Origin of the sequence: Modestobacter sp. VKM Ac-2985 (assembly GCF_026967925.1) — a bacterium.
GTDB lineage: Bacteria > Actinomycetota > Actinomycetes > Mycobacteriales > Geodermatophilaceae > Modestobacter.
On sequence record NZ_JAPVBI010000001.1, the window covers coordinates 1044185 to 1062093 of the forward strand.

Sequence of the window (17909 nt, forward strand, 5' to 3'; positions counted from 1 at the left end):
ACCATGTTGAACACCATCACGATCAGTCAGGTCTTCGTCCCCGACCAGGACGCCGCGCTCGACTTCTACGTCGGCAAGCTCGGCTTCGAGGTGCAGACCGACATGCAGTTCGGCCCGATGCGCTTCCTCACCGTCGCGTTGCCCACCGACCCCGGGCACGCCGTCCTGCTGGAGCGGCCGGGCCCGCCCGGCTACAGCGAGGAGATCGCCGCCCAGGTGCGTGACCTCATCTCCAAGGGCGCCGCCGGCGGGCACCTGTTCTTCAGCACCGACGACGCGCACAAGACCCATGCCGAGCTCAAGGAGCGGGGCGTGGAGATCCCCGAGGAGCCGGTCGTGCAGCCCTACGGCATCGACTTCGGCTTCCGCGACCCGTTCGGCAACCACGTCCGCGTCGCCCAGCTCACCCCGCCGCCGTCCACCTGACTCGCCCGCGCGACGCGGGTGATGGAAAGGCGCTTCGCGCGTGTCGCCCTGGCTGGTGGCACGCGTCGTGCGCGACTCAGCGACGGCAGGCGATCAGATCGAGACCAGTCCGACGACTGCCGGCGGAACGCTGTTGCCTCAACGCGGCACGCCGTCGGACTGGTTCACGTGCTTCAGCCCAAGACCCAGAACACGATCCCCACCGCAAGGTAATAGGTGGGGACCATCAGGGCCGGCACCAAGGTGATCCAGCCTGATCGCTGGGCTGCCCTGTTCGCTCGCGGCTCAGGGGCGAGAGGGGAGGTGACGAGATCGTCGGCGGAGTCGCCAGTCAGCTCGCGGTACTCGAGCCAGGACAGGGCGAGCACCACCATGAAGAGCCCGATCGCGATCACTGCCGGTGACACCGGAACAACGGTCGCTGACGAGATTCCACTGGCTGCTGCGGCTCCCACACCAGCCGCGGTGACCACGGCGAAGAGGGCGGTGCCCACCACCCAAGGGTGCGCCAACAGCGGGCGCAGCACTCGAGGCAGGCACAGCAGCGCGGCCGCGACCACGGCGAGACAGCCGAGCTGCACCAGGTTGTAGGTCAGTGGCTCACCACTGGCCCAGTTCCGGATCGCAGCGGTGCCCACGAGCATGGCCAGCACCTGACCGGCGCCGAGGGCGGCGATGGTCCACACCCCGGACACGCGCTCGGGTGAGCTCTCCGCATCGATCTCCCGGGCGTAGTCGGTGGGATCACCGAACGCTGCCGATGGGGGTTCACCGGTCTCCGTGCAGTGGCCCTCCACCTCGCCCAGGCGCTCCCCGATCACCGGGCCGGGGACGTCTCGCAGCCGCAGCTCGAGCACGAACGCGCTGCACCACTCCTGGTGGGCCCGGACGAACGGACGCTCCCAGACCTCCTGCGGTGCGGCCTGCACGCCGGGGGACTCGCTCATGCTGAACTCCTCGAGGAGTGGGTGGAGTGGACAAAGGCGTCGCCGCCCGCGGCAAGGTGGACGCCGACCCGGGCCGAGAACGCCTCCCACCGGGTGAGGCCGTGCTCCAGCTCGGCGCGGCCGGCGTCGGTGAGGGTGAAGTACTTGCGCCCCGGACCGGTGCCACCGGTCCGCCAGTCGACGATGACCAGCTCGTTCTTCTCGAGCCGGGCCAGCAGCGGGTAGAGCGTGCCGCCCTTGATGTCGCCGAAGCCCGCGTCGGCCAGCCGACCGGCGATGGCATAGCCGTAGGTGGGCCCATCAGCCATGACCCGCAAGACGCACAGCTCGAGGACCCCGCGGAGCCACTCGCTGGGCTGCGGTCCGGTCGGCACACCTTGATAGTCCCTCTACTTAGACCGCCTGTCTAGTAGCTGCTGTCCGGACTTCCCGGCGTGTCTCAGGCCGGGACCGTCCGCCCGTCCGAACGACTTCACGCCAACCGCCTCCCAGACCACGAGCTCGTCATCATCCGCAGCGGCTGTTGCACGCACCCGTTGAGACCGCCGCCATTTCTGTCGCACTCGGGCGATGTCCGTCAGGACGGCGTCAAGGTCGCCACCCCCCGCCGTCAAGGACTCGTCAAGACACCCCTCAGCACCGCTGAGCGCTCCTAGCGTCGCCGCCCGGACGTGGACGACGTCAGGTCGTCCACCCGGATGCGGATGAAGGTGCTCTCGACGTGACCGACGTGGTCTACGTGCTCCTGACGCTGGTGGTCTTCGGGCTGCTCGCGCTGGCGGTGCGGGGGGTGGAACGGCTGTGACCTGGGTTGCGTTGGCCGTGGCCGCCGGGCTGGTGCTCTACCTGCTCGCGAGCCTGCTGTTCCCGGAGCGGTTCTGATGAGCGCCACGGCAGCCGGCTGGCTGCAGGTGGCGCTGCTGGTGATCGCGCTCGTCGCCGTCCACAAGCCGCTGGGCGACTGGATGGCCCGGGTGTTCACCACCGACGCCACACCCCCTCTGGGGCAGAAATGGCCATTTCTGCCCCAGGGCTCGAGGCACTGGCGGGTCGAGCGGCTGGTCTACCGGGCCGTGGGGGTGGACGCCGACGCCGAGCAGCGGTGGCCGGTCTACCTGCGCAGCGTGCTGGCCTTCTCGCTGGTGTCGGTGCTCTTCCTCTACCTGCTCCAGCGCGTGCAGCAGTGGCTGCCGCTGGAGAACGACATGGCCGCGGTGGAGCCGGGCTCGGCCTGGAACACCGCGATCAGCTTCGTGACCAACACGAACTGGCAGGGCTACAGCGGCGAGTCGACGATGGGCCACCTGGTCCAGATGGCCGGGCTCGCGGTGCAGAACTTCGTCTCCGCCGCCGTCGGCATCGCGGTGGCGATCGCGCTGGTGCGCGGCTTCGCCCGCAGCGGCACCGACCGGCTGGGCAACTTCTGGGTCGACGTGACCCGGGCGATCACCCGGGTGCTGCTGCCGTTGGCCACGGTCGCCGCCGTCGTCCTGGTGCTCGGTGGCGTGGTGCAGAACCTGTCGTCGGGCACCGACGCGACGACGTTGGCCGGGGCGACCCAATTCCTGCCCGGCGGGCCGGTCGCCTCGCAGGAGGCGATCAAGGAGCTGGGCACCAACGGCGGTGGCTTCTACAACGCCAACTCCGCGCACCCCTTCGAGGGCCCGAGCGCCTGGATCTCGCTGTTCCAGGTGTTCCTGCTGCTGGTCATCCCGTTCTCGCTGCCGCGCACCTTCGGCCGGATGGTCGGTGACCGCAAGCAGGGCTACGCGATCGTCGGCGTGATGGCCGGCCTGGCCGCCGCGTCGCTGGCGCTGACCAGCTGGGCGCAGGCCCGGGCCGGGGGAGCGGCGCTGCAGCTCGCGGGGGCCGCGACCGAGGGCCAGGAGGTCCGCTTCGGCGGGCCGCTCTCGGCACTCTTCGGGACGGCGACGACGCTGACCTCGACCGGCGCGGTCAACTCGATGCACGACAGCTACACGCCCACCGGCGGCCTGCTGGTGATGGCGAACATGATGCTCGGCGAGGTCGCGCCCGGCGGGGTCGGCTCCGGGCTCTACGGGATGCTCGTGCTCGCCGTCGTCGCAGTCTTCGTCGCCGGGCTGATGGTCGGGCGCACCCCGGAGTACCTGGGCAAGAAGCTCGGCCGCCGGGAGATGACGCTGGCGTCGCTGTACGTGCTGGTCACCCCGGTGCTCGTGCTCACCGGGACGGCGGTCGCCGTCGCCACCGACAGCGGGCTCGGCTCGCTGCTGAACAGCGGGTCGCACGGGCTGAGCGAGGTGCTCTACGCCTTCACGTCGGCGTCGAACAACAACGGCTCGGCGTTCGCCGGGCTGAGCGCGAACACGCCCTTCTACAACACCGCGCTGGGCCTGTCGATGGCCTTCGGCCGCTTCCTGCCCATCGTGCTGGTGGTCGCGCTGGCCGGCCGGCTTGCCGCACAGGGCAGGGCGCCGGTGACCGCCGGGACGTTGCCCACCCACCAGCCGCTGTTCGTCGGCCTGCTGGGCGCCGTCGTCCTGGTCGTCGTCGGCCTCACGTACTTCCCGGCGCTCGCCCTTGGCCCCCTCGCCGAGGCCCTCGCATGACCGCCACCCCTAGGGCAGAAATGGCCATTTCTGCCCCCCTGACGACTGAAGGACTGTCATGACAACGGCGCTCGATCGTCGTCCCGTCTCCACCGCACCCACCGATCCACGTCCCCGCGCGGCGATCGAGTGGGGGCCGGCGCTGGCCGGCGCCGTCCGCAAGCTCGACCCGCGCGGGCTGGTCCGCCAGCCGGTGGTGTTCGTGGTGTGGGTCGGCTCGGTGTTCTCCACCGTGCTGGCGCTCACCGACCCGTCGGTGTTCGGCTGGCTGATCGCCGGCTGGCTGTGGCTGACCGTGCTGTTCGCCAATGCCGCCGAGGCCGTGGCCGAGGGGCGCGGCAAGGCGCAGGCCGACACCCTGCGCAAGGCCCGGCAGACCACCGTCGCCTACCTGCTCGACGGCACCGAGGTGCCCGCCGCCGACCTGCGGCCGGGCATGCGGGTGGTCGTCGTCGCCGGGCAGGTGATCCCGGGGGACGGCGACGTCGTCGAGGGGATCGCCAGCGTCGACGAGTCGGCGATCACCGGGGAGTCGGCGCCGGTGATCCGCGAGTCCGGCGGTGACCGCTCGGCGGTGACCGGTGGGACGACGGTGCTGAGCGACCGGATCGTCGTGGAGATCACCAGCAAGCCGGGGGAGACGTTCGTCGACCGGATGATCGCCCTGGTCGAGGGCGCCTCCCGGCAGCGGACGCCGAACGAGATCGCGTTGAACATCCTGCTCAGCTCGCTGACCATCGTGTTCCTGGTCGTGGTCATCACACTGCAGCCGCTGGCGATCTACTCCGGCGCGGAGCAGTCGTTGACCACGCTGATCGCGCTGGTGGTCTGCCTGATCCCGACCACGATCGGCGCGCTGCTGTCGGCGATCGGCATCGCCGGGATGGACCGGCTGGTGCAGCGCAACGTGCTGGCGATGAGCGGCCGCGCGGTCGAGGCCGCCGGCGACGTGAACACCCTGCTGCTGGACAAGACCGGCACGATCACCCTCGGCAACCGGCAGGCGTCGGAGTTCGTCGCCGTCGGCGGGTGTTCAGACGACGAGGTCGCCGACGCCGCGCAGCTCGCGTCGCTGGCCGACGAGACGCCGGAGGGGCGCAGCATCGTCGTCCTGGCGAAGGAGCGGTACGGCCTGCGCGGGCGGGACGACCTGCCGGGTGCGGAGTTCGTGCCGTTCACCGCGCAGACCCGCATGAGCGGGGTCGACCTGCCTGACGGCCGGCAGTTGCGCAAGGGCGCCGCGGGTGCGGTGCTGGCGTGGGTGCGGGCGCAGGACGGCCCGGTGCCGCCGGAGGTCGGGGACGTCGTCGACGGCATCTCCGCCGCCGGCGGGACGCCGCTGCTGTTGGCGTCCACCACGGCGGACGGCGCCCGAGTGTTGGGCGTCATCCACCTGAAGGACGTCGTCAAGGCGGGGATGGCCGAGCGGTTCGCGGAGCTGCGCCGGATGGGCATCCGCACGGTGATGATCACCGGCGACAACGAGCGGACCGCCCGGGCGATCGCCGCGGAGGCCGGGATCGACGACGTGTTGGCCGAGGCGACGCCGGAGGACAAGCTGGCGCTGATCCAGCGCGAGCAGGCCGGCGGCCGGCTGGTGGCGATGACCGGCGACGGGACGAACGACGCCCCGGCGCTGGCGCAGGCCGACGTCGGGGTGGCGATGAACACTGGGACGACCGCGGCCAAGGAGGCCGGCAACATGGTCGACCTGGACTCCGACCCGACGAAGCTGATCGAGATCGTGGAGATCGGCAAGCAGCTGCTGATCACGCGGGGGTCGCTGACCACGTTCTCCATCGCCAACGACCTGGCGAAGTACTTCGCGATCCTGCCGGCGATGTTCGCTTCTGCGTTCCCGGGGCTGGACGCGCTGAACGTGATGCGGCTGTCCTCGCCGGAGTCGGCGATCCTCTCCGCGGTCGTGTTCAACGCGCTGATCATCGTGGCGCTGGTGCCGCTGGCCCTGCGCGGCGTGAAGTACCGGCCGGCGTCCGCGTCGGCGATGTTGCGCCGCAACCTGCTGCTCTACGGCGTCGGTGGCGTGGTGCTCCCGTTCGTCGGGATCAAGCTCATCGACCTGCTCGTCTCTCTCATCCCCGGGATCGCGTGATGTCCGCTCTGCGTTCGGGCCGCCAACTGGTGGCCGCTGTTCGTGCCCTGCTCGTGGCCACTGTGGTGCTCGGGCTGGCGTACCCGCTGCTGATGACGGGCGTCGCCCAGCTGATCGCGCCGGCTCGGGCCGATGGCTCACTGGCGTCGGTGGACGGTTCCGTCGTGGGGTCGTCGCTGATCGGCCAGTCGTTCACCGACGAGGACGGCGACCCGCTGTCGGAGTACTTCCAGTCGCGGCCGTCGGCCTTGGACTACGACGGAGCGGCGTCGGGTGGGTCGAACCTGGGGCCGAACTCGGACGAGCTGGTGGCCGCGGTGGGAGAGCGGCGGGCTGACGTGGCCGCCTTTAACGGCGTCTCGGAGTCCGAAGTCCCGGCCGACGCGGTGACGGCGTCGGGGTCCGGGCTGGACCCGGACATCTCCCCGGAGTACGCGGCAATCCAGGTGTCTCGCGTCGCCGAGGCGCGCGGGGTGCCGGTGGACGACGTCCAGGCCCTGGTGGACGAGCACACCGACGGGCGAGACCTCGGCTTCATCGGGGCGCCGCACGTGCGGGTGCTGGAGCTCAACCTGGCGCTCGACCAGCGCCTCGGCGCAAGCGGCTGACAGATGTCCACCAGCACTGGACACGCCACACAGTGCTGGTGGACCCCCTCACCGAGACCTCCTCGGTGGGCATGTATCGTTCTCCACGGCTCGGACACACCAGACCGGGTCGGCAAGGGGCTGTGGCGCAGCTGGTAGCGCACCACACTGGCAGTGTGGGGGTCAGGGGTTCGAGTCCCCTCAGCTCCACCCCGATCACCAGGCCGTTCCCCTTCGGGGAGCGGCCTGAGTCGTCTCTGGTTGCAATTTGCCCACCCTCACCTGGCAGCAGCAGCAGGGCGCCCATGCGGTCGGCAGCCTCGCGCGCGAGCGCCGGCATGACGTGGCTGTAGATGTCCATCGTGGTGCGCATCTGGGTGTGGCCGAGCAGCTCCATGACCACCCGCGGGGTGGACGTGCTCGGCGAGCAACAGCGTCGCGGCGGTGTGCCGGCCGTCGTGCAGCCGAACGTGTCGGACACCGGCCGTCTGCAGGAGCCGGGTCCAGTCGTCGTAGTCGGTCTTCCTGTGGATCGGCCTGCCGTTGGGCTGGGCGAAGACCAGGTCCTCGTCGTGCCACTCGGAGCCGGCCAGCATCCGCTCGCCGAGCTGTGCGGCTTTATGCCGGTGCAGCTCGGCGACGAGAGGTAGCGGGAGCGCCACGGTGCGCTGGCTCTTGGGCTCCTCGTAGATCAGTCCGCCACCGCGGACGCGATGGATGCTCTGCCGGACCGAGAGCGTGTTGTTCAGCAGGTTGACGTCCTTCCACTTCAGCGCCGGGGCCTCGGAGTGCCGTAGCCCGAGGGCAAAAGCCATAGTCCAGCGGGCGGAATTGCGGACGGAAGTGCTGCACGGATCGGTGACAGGTTCGATCAGGCGGCCTGAGCGGCCTGAGCGGCCTGAGCGTGGGTGCGATGGTCTCGTACTCGATGAGCGCGAGTCGATCGAGGGCGTTCTGGCGGCGCCGGCGGTGGTAAGTCAGTTCGATCGAGGTGACGATCGCGATCCGCAGCTCTTGTCGAGTGCGCCAGTGTCAGCGGTCGAGGACGCTTCTCTGCGACAGTGAAAAGGTGTTCTCATGACGGCGTTGTCCCCGGCTGCGCCTACTCGGCCAGCTGGTGCCGGTCGAGGACGTGGACAAATCATCGGCTATGGAATTGCGGCCCTCGATCTGAATGCACGGCGCAGCCAGCCACATCGGCACCGTGAGCGTGGTGTCGGGAGACGGGTTGTCGAGGGCTGCGACCGCGAGCCGGGACTTGCGGAGCTCGCCGTCGGGACGCCTGAGGACCCCGACGATGAGCTTGTCGACAGCTTCGAGAATGCGGTCGGCTCGCCGACCTGGTTCGCCCAGCAAGGCTGAAGGGAGATGCGGCGACTCGTAGCAGTTTGACGCGATGCCTGACCGTGCTCCCGGGTGCCGGCGTCTGGTTCATGGGCCGATGCCACCTCCGGATCATGGCGCCCTTGGAGTCGCAGCGCTTAGACGGCGGTGTCGGCAAGGCGATGAAGCGCCGTGCGTTTGGCCTGGACGGCGCGTACCGGTACTGCCAAGCTGCTGTCCTCGCCTGCGGGGAACGGAGGAGGTCACGCTGTTGCGCCCGACAGCCAGAAGCGCTGACCGTAAGACGGTCCGGCGGCTCTGCATGACGGTTCTGCGGGCGCTAATCAACCAGTACGGAGCGGGGGCGATAGCGTGACGGATCGGGCTCTGATCGTGCACGATGGCCGGCTGCCGGGAGGCGCGGGCGCCGTGGTTCTTGCACGCTTGCTCGAGCGAGCGGACAGTCGCGTGGTGACCGTCCAGCACCTGGTGACCGGGCAGGATGCGCGTTACTTCTGGACAACAGAGATCGGCCGCCTGCTCGAAGAAGCGGACAAGCACACGAAGCTCATCCTGTTCGGCGTAACGTATTACGATCTTGAGGACCACCTGGCGAGCGAGGCGCTGGCGGAACTCGACAGGGCCTACGGCGAGCTGGAGATTTGGTCGCATCGCTGGCCGGACGGCTATTCGCGACCATCGCGGAACGTCAATATTCCGCCGCAGGACATCGTCTACGGGCCACTCGGATACGAGCTTACGCCGCCTGAGAAGCGCCTGCTTCGGCTGTCGCTGGTGGCCGCCCGCGCAGTGCCGACGGAGGGACGCGATGACGACGTCGCACTGGTCAGTGCCTTGACTCAGTGGCTTGAGGTGGATCCCACAAACTGGGACCGACTAGTGCGCGAGCCAGACCTCGCCGCGCTGCTTGCCGAAGCGCGGGCCGCCCACACGCGGGCTAGTCGGGTCGCCGACGCCACGGTGATCGAAGAGCACACCGACTTCATAGACTTGAATATTGCGGGTCGACACGTCAGCCACGAGATTGCCATCATCGATGACGTTTTGGCCGATCGCCGGGCGGCCAAAAACACTGTCGTCGTCGCCTGGCTTGGGACCGATCGCGTCCTGCTGTGTCGCCGCGATCCGCAGCAAGAGTTGCCGTCGCTGCGCTGGCTCATCGACAACCGCCTCCAGGGTGCCGTTCCGGTGGCGCTGCGCGGCGAGGCGTATGGCCCCCAGGACTCCGTCTACTTTCGGCTGACTGACGTCGGGGTGAAGTCGGCGCTACGACCCGAGATGCGTGAGCTCGCAAAGCAGCTCGCCGCGGCCTCGACCGGTGGCCGATATCTGACCGCAGCGGTCGCCCGCGACGTTGCGGGCATTGCGAACCGGGTCTTCCGGTCGATTGACCTGACCGGCCAGTTCACCCGGAGTCATGATCCGCAGATCGAGGTCGTGGCGGCCGACCTCTACGACTTGATCCACACCAGCAGTCGAACCGGCGAGCGGCGCCATACGCTGACCATGCCGATTCGGGTCTATGGGCCAGCGGCTATCGCCTTCCTCTACATGGACGGCGGCTACAACTCGGATAAAGCCGAGCGTCTGCTCGAGGGGGCCATGGTTGGTCTCAGTGGTCGGGGGGTGGCCTGGCTCGGGCTGCCGCCGCAGTCCGGACGCCTGCGCCTGGACATCCGGCCAATTCTACAAGCGGATGAAGATATCGCCGCAGTCCGGGAAGCGCTCCGTGCACCCCGGATAAAGTCGATCGCCTCGGAAGGGCTGGTGGCGACCGACTCCGTCATCGGCAAGGTGCTGTCGAATGTCCGGCTCGACCGTCTGGTGACCATTGCCGACTCGGAAACGATTGGGCCGTCCGTTGCCCATGCACTGACCCTCCTGGCGGCAGGCGCTGCCCTGCGCGAGGGAGCAGCTAAGGCTTCGATCTTGGACTTGTTCGCCGGTAGTGGCGTCGCGAACCGGCTGCTTTCGAACGCCGGCTTTGATGTCACCTCAGTCGACCTGTATGTGTCCGCCAGCTCTGTGGGTCTCGACTTTTCAAGTTCACCCAGTCTCTGGCTACGGGCCGACGCTCGAGCTGTGGTACATCAGAGCCACCCACTGATCGAGCAGCAGTTCGATGTGATTGGACTAGACCCGCCACATTCCGAACTGGTGGAGCTGTTGTTCGGAGCGGAGCAGGGCGAATCGCTCGTCCGTCTGTGTGCTCGCCGGTCTGATCTGCTGGTCTTGTACCAGGGACATAGCACCCAGCGTGGCCGGCTCGACTTGGTAATGAACGGGCTCGCCGAGGCCGGATGGTGTCACCGGTCGATTTTGCTTGTCGAGGAGGAATTGATTGTCGTTGCCACCACGGAGCGGACAAAGGCGGATGACTTCCAGCTGCTGGTCCAGCGCATCGTCGACGATGTGCAGGTGTGGTTCATTCGGCATCAGATGCCAGACGTGCACGCCGTTGAGCTTGCCATAGGTCACGACCCTGTTGGTAAGTTCGAGCTGGCGTGATCACCATATGTGATGAGTCATTCGCAATCTCCGGGCTAGAAGGCGCGACCAGATGACCGCGATTCGGCACGTGGCAGCGGTCGATGCCCTCGGTGAGTTCCTGCCTTTGGGTGGCGCCGTCGGATCCCAGCACGCTGACCTGCTGATTGGGTACACGGGACAGGATCTAGCATCGGCCGGGCCGCCCGCCTGCTGGCCTGGAGAGTCGCTTCTGAAACGGGTGGGTGTCAGGCGCGGCCTGAGCCGAGCGGAGTGCCTGGCCATAGGCGACGGGTACCTCGAGTACCGGCACGCATTGGCGCGGCAAACGACTTGGCAGATGCCTCGCCTCGCCGAGGTGGTCGCCCATGGCGGTGACCAGGAGTGGCACCTGCTGCTGATCGAGCAGTACGTTCGGGGTGAGTCGCTGTCGGCGTTTCTGGGGAGTACGCGTCACTCCGCCGAGTACCGACAGGCAGCGCTAGCAGCGGTGCTGCGCAACGTGCTGAGTCATCCAGAGACGAACCGGGCCATCTCGGTGAACGGCCATCGGCTCCGGCTGGTCGGACAGGGCGTCGACCTGAAGCCATCTAATGTGGTCGTCGCCACGATCGGCTCGCCGTACTTGGTCGACCAGTTCCCGCCACTGCTCTTGGACGGCAGCGGCGCGGTGCGGTTCCGGTGGGAGCGGCTGCACACGTTCAGTGAGGAGAAGCTCAAGATCCTGTGCTTTACCAAGGCAGGAGCCATGCTCCGCCTGCTCCGACTGCTGCAACTCAGTGCGCGGAGCGTGGAGGAGGCGGCACGGCTGACGCGTGGATTCCTCGCCACCGTCCAAGCCGTCGGCCCACGACAGACCGACTGGCGTTTCTTGTGGCAGGAGGTCCAGGCCAATTTCCCGACGCTGCGGCGGTTGTATGCCGGGGCAACAAGTTGACTGGATCGTTTAAAGTGGGTCAATGGCTGTCATGCCCGTACCGTTCGAACTCCACGCCGAACAGGCGAAGGGCTCGACAGTGCCGACTGTCGGGCCCGTCGTCGTTCCCACGTGATGCAGCCCGTCCACCCCGCTCCGGAGTAGGTTCCTCGGAACCTGCGGAGGTGTGGTCGAGCTCTGGGCGCCGCTGCGCGACGTGATGGCGATGCAGCCCCTGGCGGGGGAACCTAAGGGCGCCGGGAAGTCCCGCTGCGCTGGCTGGTCAAAAAGGCGCTGAAGATGCGCCTTTCCCGCTTGGCGGTGGGGGAGGCGCGCCAAAGGAGTGCCGGTCCCGACGCGTCAGCCTGGACGGACACGGTCTGACTAGACTCGGACCGGCGAACCGCGCCCGACATCGAACGGGGACGGGTCGTGACAACTGCAGTATTGACCACCCCTGGGCCATCGCACCGGAGACTCCTTGCTTACGCCGGACCACAGCCACCTGCGCAAGTACTTGGCGACCCTGGGCGTGGCCATCGTTGCCGGCACGCTATCTCTAGCTGGCTTATTCTTCAGGCTTCAGCAAGACCTTCTAATTTCACAATCGCGTTTGGACGAGACGACCAGCGTGGCACGGGAGGCCATCTTGGCGCGGCAGCGATACCTCGCGGTCGCCACCGACTGGCTTCCTTGGGTCGCGCTCATCGGAGTAGTGGTCGGCCTGGCACTGGCCGCCTACGGGCTTCTCGGATGGAATAAGCGTCAGCGGGTGGCGGATGAAGTGGAGGATCAGACTCGGGAGAGGGGGCGCCTAGAGCTCAAGGCCTTGACTGACGCTGAGAAGATGGACAAGATCGCGAAGGATGCCCAAGAGAGCGCTCAGGATGCCCGTCTGAGTGCGGGGAGTGTTGGGGACGACGGAAGTAGTTCGGCTGGTGACGAGGCATCTCCTGATCCTAAGTCGGGCAAGGGGGAAGAGTCCCAGTTGGATGAGCCCCCCGCCTCTTCGGTCGTGATCGAGCAGTATTCTGAGCCGCGAATGTCTACTTCGTCGCGGCCAACAGCCGTATCGCTCACGATGAACGATCAAGATATTGATCGAGCGTCCCTGCACCTTCGCATCGCCGAGATTGAACGCCGAATGGTCGATCGCCTTGTCCGGGCAGTCCCTGCCAAGATGAAGTTGGTGCCGAATATCAGTGTGCGATCTCAAGGTCGAGTTGCAGCGTTCGACGCGGTGGCCGTAGACGCGAAAACTATTCCTAGGTATCTGTTTGACGTTAAGTATGCGAGCAGTTCCAGGCACGCGCGCAACGCCTTAATCAGCTCGGTGCGGCGATCGGCCGACTGGCCGCACTTGGATGATGCGACTCCCATGATCCTGCTGGTTGTGGAAGAGCTCGATCCAAAGTCAATGAATTCACTGCAGGGCATCGCCCATGACTATCTTTCGAACCTGAACAGGCAAATTGGGCTGGTCATCTTCAGTGCCGATGAGGTGGAGTCCATGAGTGACGATGAATTCGCCGAGCGACTGGGTCTTCGCTGACTAGGATTGACGATCCAAAAGGCTTGGGGGCTGGCTCGCCAGCAACGATCTCCGCACTATGCAGCGAGTCAACCCTCAAGGCTCCTGGTTGTGGGCGGATGCCCCCCGGCCCCGAGGACTTCGAGCCGACCTGAACATCGATCTCGCGGAGGCGCTGGACCAGTGGGTTCGCGTCAAGGCCGAGCCTCGGCCGGCCCGGCGCAGACCCGAGAGTGCGTCCAAGTGCGTTCAGCACAGGTCACGCTGGTGCGGAGCACACGCGCGCTCGGCGCAGACTGGGTGGCGGCCTTCGATTGGCAACAGCGAAGCGCCAGTTGAGCCTAGTGCACCGGGAGAGTCGCGAGTAGGTCCGCGATGCGCTTCGGCAGTCGAGCGACAGCCCCTGACTTCGTCGAGATGTCCCGCAGGTTGCGATACGCGCGCTGCCTGACGACGGGTGGTGTCATCGCGCGAATGTGACTGATCCGGTCTTCCAGCGGATAAGTGTTCCCGGGCAGGCGCGCTTTGGTGCGCGCACGGGAACTCGGAAAATCGGTCTCAGGTAGCCAGCGGTCCTCGGGAATGCGTTCCAGGGCCTCGTCTGTCATCGCTGCGTTGACAGAGAAGTAGCAACCGGCCCCAGCGGCCCGCTCCACCTGATCCGGGTTGCCGCTGAACCAATGAAGGATGAGGCCGGGGTGAGGCCGTTTCTCGATTGCGTCCAACACTGGATCGATGCGCCCTGTGCTGTGCACGCTGATCAAGACCGGCTGATCCTGCAACTCGTCCAGAATCGACTCGAAGACCGCCTGCTGAGTCTTAATGCTTCCTCGTCGGTCCATCCCGACTTCGCCGACAACGGCAAAGTATGGATGAGCGCGACGAAAGGTTTCCGCCGAGTACTCTTCCAGGGCTGCCGGGAGGCCCGGATGTACTCCTAGCCCCCATGTGAGAGGGCGGTCTTGGCGCTGAACTACTTGGCGTGCCTCTTGCAGTGAGCGTGTCATCGCAAATATCACTGAGTCGCCGAGCGGGCGAATCTGTGCAGGTGTGACGTCATGCGCGATGTGTGCATGACAGTCGAGAGGTGGGAGGTCAAGGGAGTGGGACATCGCTCAACTCCTTCCGTCCTCTCTCGCACAGACTGAGAACCTCATCGAGATCGATATCCGCGGGCCAAGCGGCGGAGGCGATGAGATCAACTTCGTCAACCGGTGAGGCCAGGGCTTCCTTGAGAGCGATCAGGTCCGACCGGCGTCGTGCGATCAGGGTTGTCCGTGCCTCGCCTGTGACTTCGTTGATCAAATAGGGCGTGTCATCCGCGACGCCAGCGGCGATAAAGGCGCCGCGTCGAACGATGCACGCGATGCAGAGTCCGCAGTTATGCGTAGCGTTCCCGCCAGTGAGTCGTCCACCGTCGAGTTTGCTGCATGACAGCGTCCGCGCGGCGCCCTCTTGGATGCCGGGCAGGTCGCTGTCGGCAGCCTTGCGGACGAGTTCCCCCTTGGTCAGCATGGCGTACGGATTGTGGATGGCGATGTTCAGGGAGAGTTCGTTAGTGAGGCGCTGAACTTGATAGAACGTCCACGGGTGCGTTGACTTGGTTGACAGTGCTCCGCCGCGTGAGGCCTGCAGGGGCAGGTTGATGCTGGTGAAGCCGTTCTCGGGGACGATGACTTCACGAGCGCTCGTCCCGCTTGCTGCGGCGATAGCGAGAGCCATGAAAAGCAGTGACCTTGTTCGAGTGGAGGGCTCGCGCTTGGCGGCGGTCTGCGTGATCTGAAGCCGCGTCCAGGAGAACATCGGGACTCTGTGGCAGAACCACGCTTCGGCCAGGTTCTGGGCGTGCCGGACAGCGGTGGATGCATCTCGGTGCCCTACGTGGAGTCGGTGCGCCGCCGAAGCCGCATGGTCCACGGCGCCGGAGAATGAATCTAGCCCGCCGGACAGAAGCATGACGTCGCGCCGCTCGACCGGTACTTGTACCTGACCAGGGGGGTCGACGCTTTGAACGGGCGTTAGTTCCCAGGTGTCTCCCGTAAGCCAAGCCAAGATGTCCATCACGGTGCGGCCTGGGTCGGACAGCCAGAGATCGGGTCGTCGCAAGTGCACCGTGAGGTGCAAGTCGCGGGAGAAATGGGTCGGCCTCGGGGCCAGGCGGTCGGTGACGTACGCCGCGACGGCGATTCGCAGTAGATCGACCGCCTCGTCGGCTACGGCGCCGAAGCCATCGACGTACCAGCCGATGTCCGACTTCAGCGTGTCCGTTGATCCTGGATCGGGGGACCAGGCGATCTGTTGTGCTGCCGGGTTGGCGGTGGTGGCACCCGAGGGCAGCAGTTCGACGGCGGTCATCATGTCGTGCCCTTCAGTAGGCTGACGGCATCTGCCGTCAGCCTGGTTGCCTTCTCGATGAAGGTCCTAGGCGAAAAGCGCCCCATTACTGCGAGGCGCGCCCCCTTGATCCGTCGCGCGATGTAGGGCTTCACGAACTGCTCGAACTTTCGTGTCGCTTGTGCGGAGAGTCCGTCGCGAGCCCGCTTCGACCTCAGTTCGACCAGGGCCGACCGGTAGACGAAGGCACTCAGGAACGTGCGCAGCACTTCCTCCTCGCTCAGGGGCGACTTAGCAGCCAGGACTTCCTTCATCGTCTCGTAGGCCGCCTTGCGGAGGGCCTCGTCATCCGGGTGCCCGGGAGCGCCGATGACGTCGTCCAGAATCCGCATGCACTGCTCTCGCACCGGAAGTGCCGAGAGTTCACGCAGGTTGAGGCCAAGATCATCGAGTGCGCTGGCATTGCCTTCTCGAAGGGCATACGCCCCAGCGATGGCGGCGGCTCCTCGGGCGGCCTGCTTCTGAAGCGATCTCGGCGAGCGACTTCGGCCCGTACTGCCGGATGAGCCACTGCGAACCGACCCGCTCCCGCCGCCGCGCTCATGGCGCTTGGAGGCGAGCAGGTCATTGAGGTTGAAGGAGGGACTCTGCCGTGGGCGGCGAAGCGCTGTGTCCTGCTTCAGGAAGGCGTTAGCGATGGCCTGAGCCACGGCTTGGGCATGGTCGTTTGGTCGGGAGCCGTCGTCGGATGCGGGGCTGGATTTACCGCTGCTGTCAAGGTCAGCGAACGCATCATGGGCGTCTGCCCAAGAAGCCGATCCACTACCTCCGTACGCCCCCGACGTGCCCATTACCGGTCGCTGAGCATCTGCTCGGCAGCCGTCCGCACCATCGGGGACAGGTGTTGGTCGCGCTGGATCTCACGGAGCAGACCCTTCACCTCCGGATGCGGGCTGTCACCGAGGGCGGCGACATCCACAGGCTGAAGATGCGACCAGGCGTGGTTCCGCACCCCAGCGACGACATCGGCCACGACAGAGGGGACCTTGTTCGCTACCTGCACTGCTGCTTCGACGGCCCACTCAGGCGACGAAAGCCTTGGCACTCTGACCAGAAGGGTCTGTACGAGCGCTCGCTGTTCCGACAGGTCCCGCTGCACGGCCTTCTCGATCGCTTCTTCCCTGACCACGTCCGAGTCGCTGAGCAACTCATCGAGGAGACGCAGAACCTCATCTGGCAACGACCCACCTGCGCTGAAGGCCGTGAAGGTAGCGGCCAGGCTGAGGTAGGCATCGAAGCCCCTTGCGAGTCCATCAAGCGACGGTTCCGACCCAGCCCACTCGCGGGACTCCGTACTCACGCCGTCCGGTTGGGGCGCGTCTTCCTCCTGGCGACCCCACGCCTCCCATCGAGGCAGCAGGTCCAGTCGCTCCTGCGTCGAGAGGCCAACCAAGACCTCGAAGTCTGCTGGGTAGCGATCCTCCAAGATGTACAACTTGAGGACGGCCCCAGGGCTGATCTCCACGCCACGGCTCTTGGCGATGGCCTCTCTCACGCCCCAGGCATTGAGGAACCTCTTGATGGCGCGGGGACTACTCCACTTGTCCCCAGCCAGGCCGCGCGCCAGTTGCGAAGCCAGTTGCAGGTCCTCAGAAGTCGGCTGATGGCAACCCATCGCGTACGGGCCTACAAGGTAGGGGCTCTCATTACGAATCCGGCGCGCCTGCACGTGGTCAACGAGCGCGCTGTACTCGCCGCGCGATGGTGCGCTGCGTGCCGACAACAGTAGGGCGATGTAGGTCTCCGCGTCGTCCGGTGACAGCCGAGGCAGCGTGACCGGCAACTGGACGATCTTCTCCAGGTACCGCTCAGCGAACCCACCTCGTCCTGCGGCGTCCACGCTGGCGGCGATCGCGTTCCGGACCATCTCCTGGTCAGCCGCCAAGACGAAGGCCATCTTGGGGACTGACAGGAACAACTTGATTGCTTCCAGGGTGGCCATGACCGCAGGCGGCAGGCAGCGATCCAAGTCATCGACCAGCACGACGACCTTCTCGACGTCCTCCAACTCTTCCATGAGTTCCTCGAAGGCCGCCTTGAACCCGGCCATGGTGCGTGGTTGCTCGTCCTCTGGTCCCGGGGTGAGCGCCTCTACCCACGCCTGCGGGTCGGGCTGCATGGTGAGGGCAGTGTTGGCGACGACTGTGCCGACCTTGACCCATGCAATCCGCTTGAGGAGGCCACGAATCTTCGTCACGTGCCCCTCGGCCGGGCGCCCTTGGGCGATCTCGCTCAGGATCTGGCCGATCAACGTGCCTCGAACGTCACCTTCTTCGTCGTACTCCCACGGGTCGGCGCGGACCACGATGACCCCGGGAGTGTCGTCAAGCCGCTGGCCGATCAATTCAAGCGCCGTCGACTTGCCGCCGCCCCAAGGGGACTGGATGGCGATGGTGACGGGATCGAGGTCGTCTGCCGATAGGGCCGTGATCACCGCCTCGGCGACCGAGTGGAAGCCCAAGAGGTCCAGCGTGGCTGGGTTGTCGTTCCACAGTCGGACAGTTCCGCTTGTAGACACCTGATGCACCCCGTTCACTCGCTCGAACGATCCCGACACGCACGGTAGGGCACCC

Annotated in this window: 15 protein-coding genes, 1 tRNA gene and 1 pseudogene; 9 read left to right on the plus strand and 8 right to left on the minus strand. The window is 66.5% G+C overall.

The window, feature by feature from the left end; translation table 11 throughout:
* The first annotated feature begins 3 nt into the window (after positions 1-3).
* The gene (locus O2V61_RS04895; protein ID WP_269182200.1) at positions 4-426 is read left to right on the plus strand and encodes a VOC family protein; all 423 of its coding nucleotides are present in this window, start codon (positions 4-6) and stop codon (positions 424-426) included.
* A gap of 173 nt (positions 427-599) precedes the next feature.
* Here the strand turns inward: O2V61_RS04895 and O2V61_RS04900 are convergent, their stop codons facing one another.
* The gene (locus O2V61_RS04900) at positions 600-1355 is read right to left on the minus strand and encodes a hypothetical protein (protein WP_269182201.1); all 756 of its coding nucleotides are present in this window, start codon (positions 1353-1355) and stop codon (positions 600-602) included.
* A 14-nt stretch (positions 1356-1369) separates the two neighbouring features.
* Entirely contained in the window at positions 1370-1747 is a 378-nt protein-coding gene (locus tag O2V61_RS04905) for a PadR family transcriptional regulator (RefSeq protein ID WP_269182202.1), read from the minus strand.
* Between the two features lie 427 nt (positions 1748-2174).
* Between O2V61_RS04905 and kdpF the strand changes: the two genes are divergently transcribed.
* From kdpF to O2V61_RS04925, 5 genes are all read left to right on the plus strand, one after another.
* Complete coding sequence (gene kdpF, locus O2V61_RS22410) at positions 2175-2255, plus strand: K(+)-transporting ATPase subunit F (RefSeq protein WP_442929125.1); 81 nt, start codon at positions 2175-2177, stop codon at positions 2253-2255.
* Positions 2255-3964, plus strand: a complete 1710-nt coding sequence (gene kdpA / locus O2V61_RS04910; RefSeq protein ID WP_269182203.1) for a potassium-transporting ATPase subunit KdpA — start codon at positions 2255-2257, stop codon at positions 3962-3964. The genes kdpF and kdpA overlap by 1 nt, the downstream gene beginning before the upstream one ends.
* A gap of 58 nt (positions 3965-4022) precedes the next feature.
* On the plus strand, positions 4023-6077 hold the full coding sequence (gene kdpB / locus O2V61_RS04915; protein WP_269182204.1) for a potassium-transporting ATPase subunit KdpB: 2055 nt from the start codon (positions 4023-4025) through the stop codon (positions 6075-6077).
* A complete protein-coding gene (gene kdpC, locus O2V61_RS04920; protein ID WP_269182205.1) occupies positions 6077-6685 on the plus strand; it encodes a potassium-transporting ATPase subunit KdpC in 609 nt (202 codons plus the stop codon). The genes kdpB and kdpC overlap by 1 nt, the downstream gene beginning before the upstream one ends.
* A gap of 116 nt (positions 6686-6801) precedes the next feature.
* Positions 6802-6874, plus strand: a tRNA-Ala gene (locus O2V61_RS04925).
* Positions 6875-6942: 68 nt separating this feature from the next.
* On the opposite strand, the gene O2V61_RS22415 is transcribed toward O2V61_RS04925, so the two are convergent.
* Both O2V61_RS22415 and O2V61_RS04935 read right to left on the minus strand, forming a co-directional pair.
* Entirely contained in the window at positions 6943-7479 is a 537-nt protein-coding gene (locus O2V61_RS22415; RefSeq protein ID WP_442929163.1) for a site-specific integrase, read from the minus strand.
* 97 nt (positions 7480-7576) lie between these two features.
* A pseudogene (locus O2V61_RS04935) lies at positions 7577-7844 on the minus strand (IS3 family transposase); the annotation flags it as partial.
* Between the two features lie 614 nt (positions 7845-8458).
* On the opposite strand from O2V61_RS04935, the gene O2V61_RS04940 reads away from it, so the two are divergent.
* The 3 genes from O2V61_RS04940 (at position 8459) to O2V61_RS04950 (ending at position 12963) form a co-directional block, all read left to right on the plus strand.
* Positions 8459-10516: a hypothetical protein gene (locus O2V61_RS04940; protein ID WP_269182207.1), complete on the plus strand. Its 2058-nt coding sequence runs from the start codon at positions 8459-8461 to the stop codon at positions 10514-10516.
* A gap of 52 nt (positions 10517-10568) precedes the next feature.
* Positions 10569-11432, plus strand: coding sequence for a hypothetical protein (locus tag O2V61_RS04945; RefSeq protein WP_269182208.1), 864 nt, complete (start codon positions 10569-10571; stop codon positions 11430-11432).
* A 511-nt stretch (positions 11433-11943) separates the two neighbouring features.
* Positions 11944-12963: a hypothetical protein gene (locus O2V61_RS04950; protein WP_269182209.1), complete on the plus strand. Its 1020-nt coding sequence runs from the start codon at positions 11944-11946 to the stop codon at positions 12961-12963.
* A gap of 320 nt (positions 12964-13283) precedes the next feature.
* Here the strand turns inward: O2V61_RS04950 and O2V61_RS04955 are convergent, their stop codons facing one another.
* The 4 genes from O2V61_RS04955 to O2V61_RS04970 all read right to left on the minus strand — a co-directional run bounded on the left by O2V61_RS04955 (position 13284) and on the right by O2V61_RS04970 (position 17893).
* On the minus strand, positions 13284-14054 hold the full coding sequence (locus O2V61_RS04955; protein WP_331254205.1) for a TatD family hydrolase: 771 nt from the start codon (positions 14052-14054) through the stop codon (positions 13284-13286).
* Positions 14038-15300: a hypothetical protein gene (locus tag O2V61_RS04960; protein ID WP_269182210.1), complete on the minus strand. Its 1263-nt coding sequence runs from the start codon at positions 15298-15300 to the stop codon at positions 14038-14040. Before O2V61_RS04960 ends, O2V61_RS04955 begins: the two co-directional genes overlap by 17 nt.
* Complete coding sequence (locus O2V61_RS04965; RefSeq protein ID WP_269182211.1) at positions 15297-15986, minus strand: hypothetical protein; 690 nt, start codon at positions 15984-15986, stop codon at positions 15297-15299. The genes O2V61_RS04960 and O2V61_RS04965 overlap by 4 nt, the downstream gene beginning before the upstream one ends.
* Positions 15987-16126: 140 nt before the next feature.
* Positions 16127-17893: a KAP family P-loop NTPase fold protein gene (locus O2V61_RS04970; RefSeq protein WP_269182212.1), complete on the minus strand. Its 1767-nt coding sequence runs from the start codon at positions 17891-17893 to the stop codon at positions 16127-16129.
* Positions 17894-17909 lie beyond the last annotated feature (16 nt).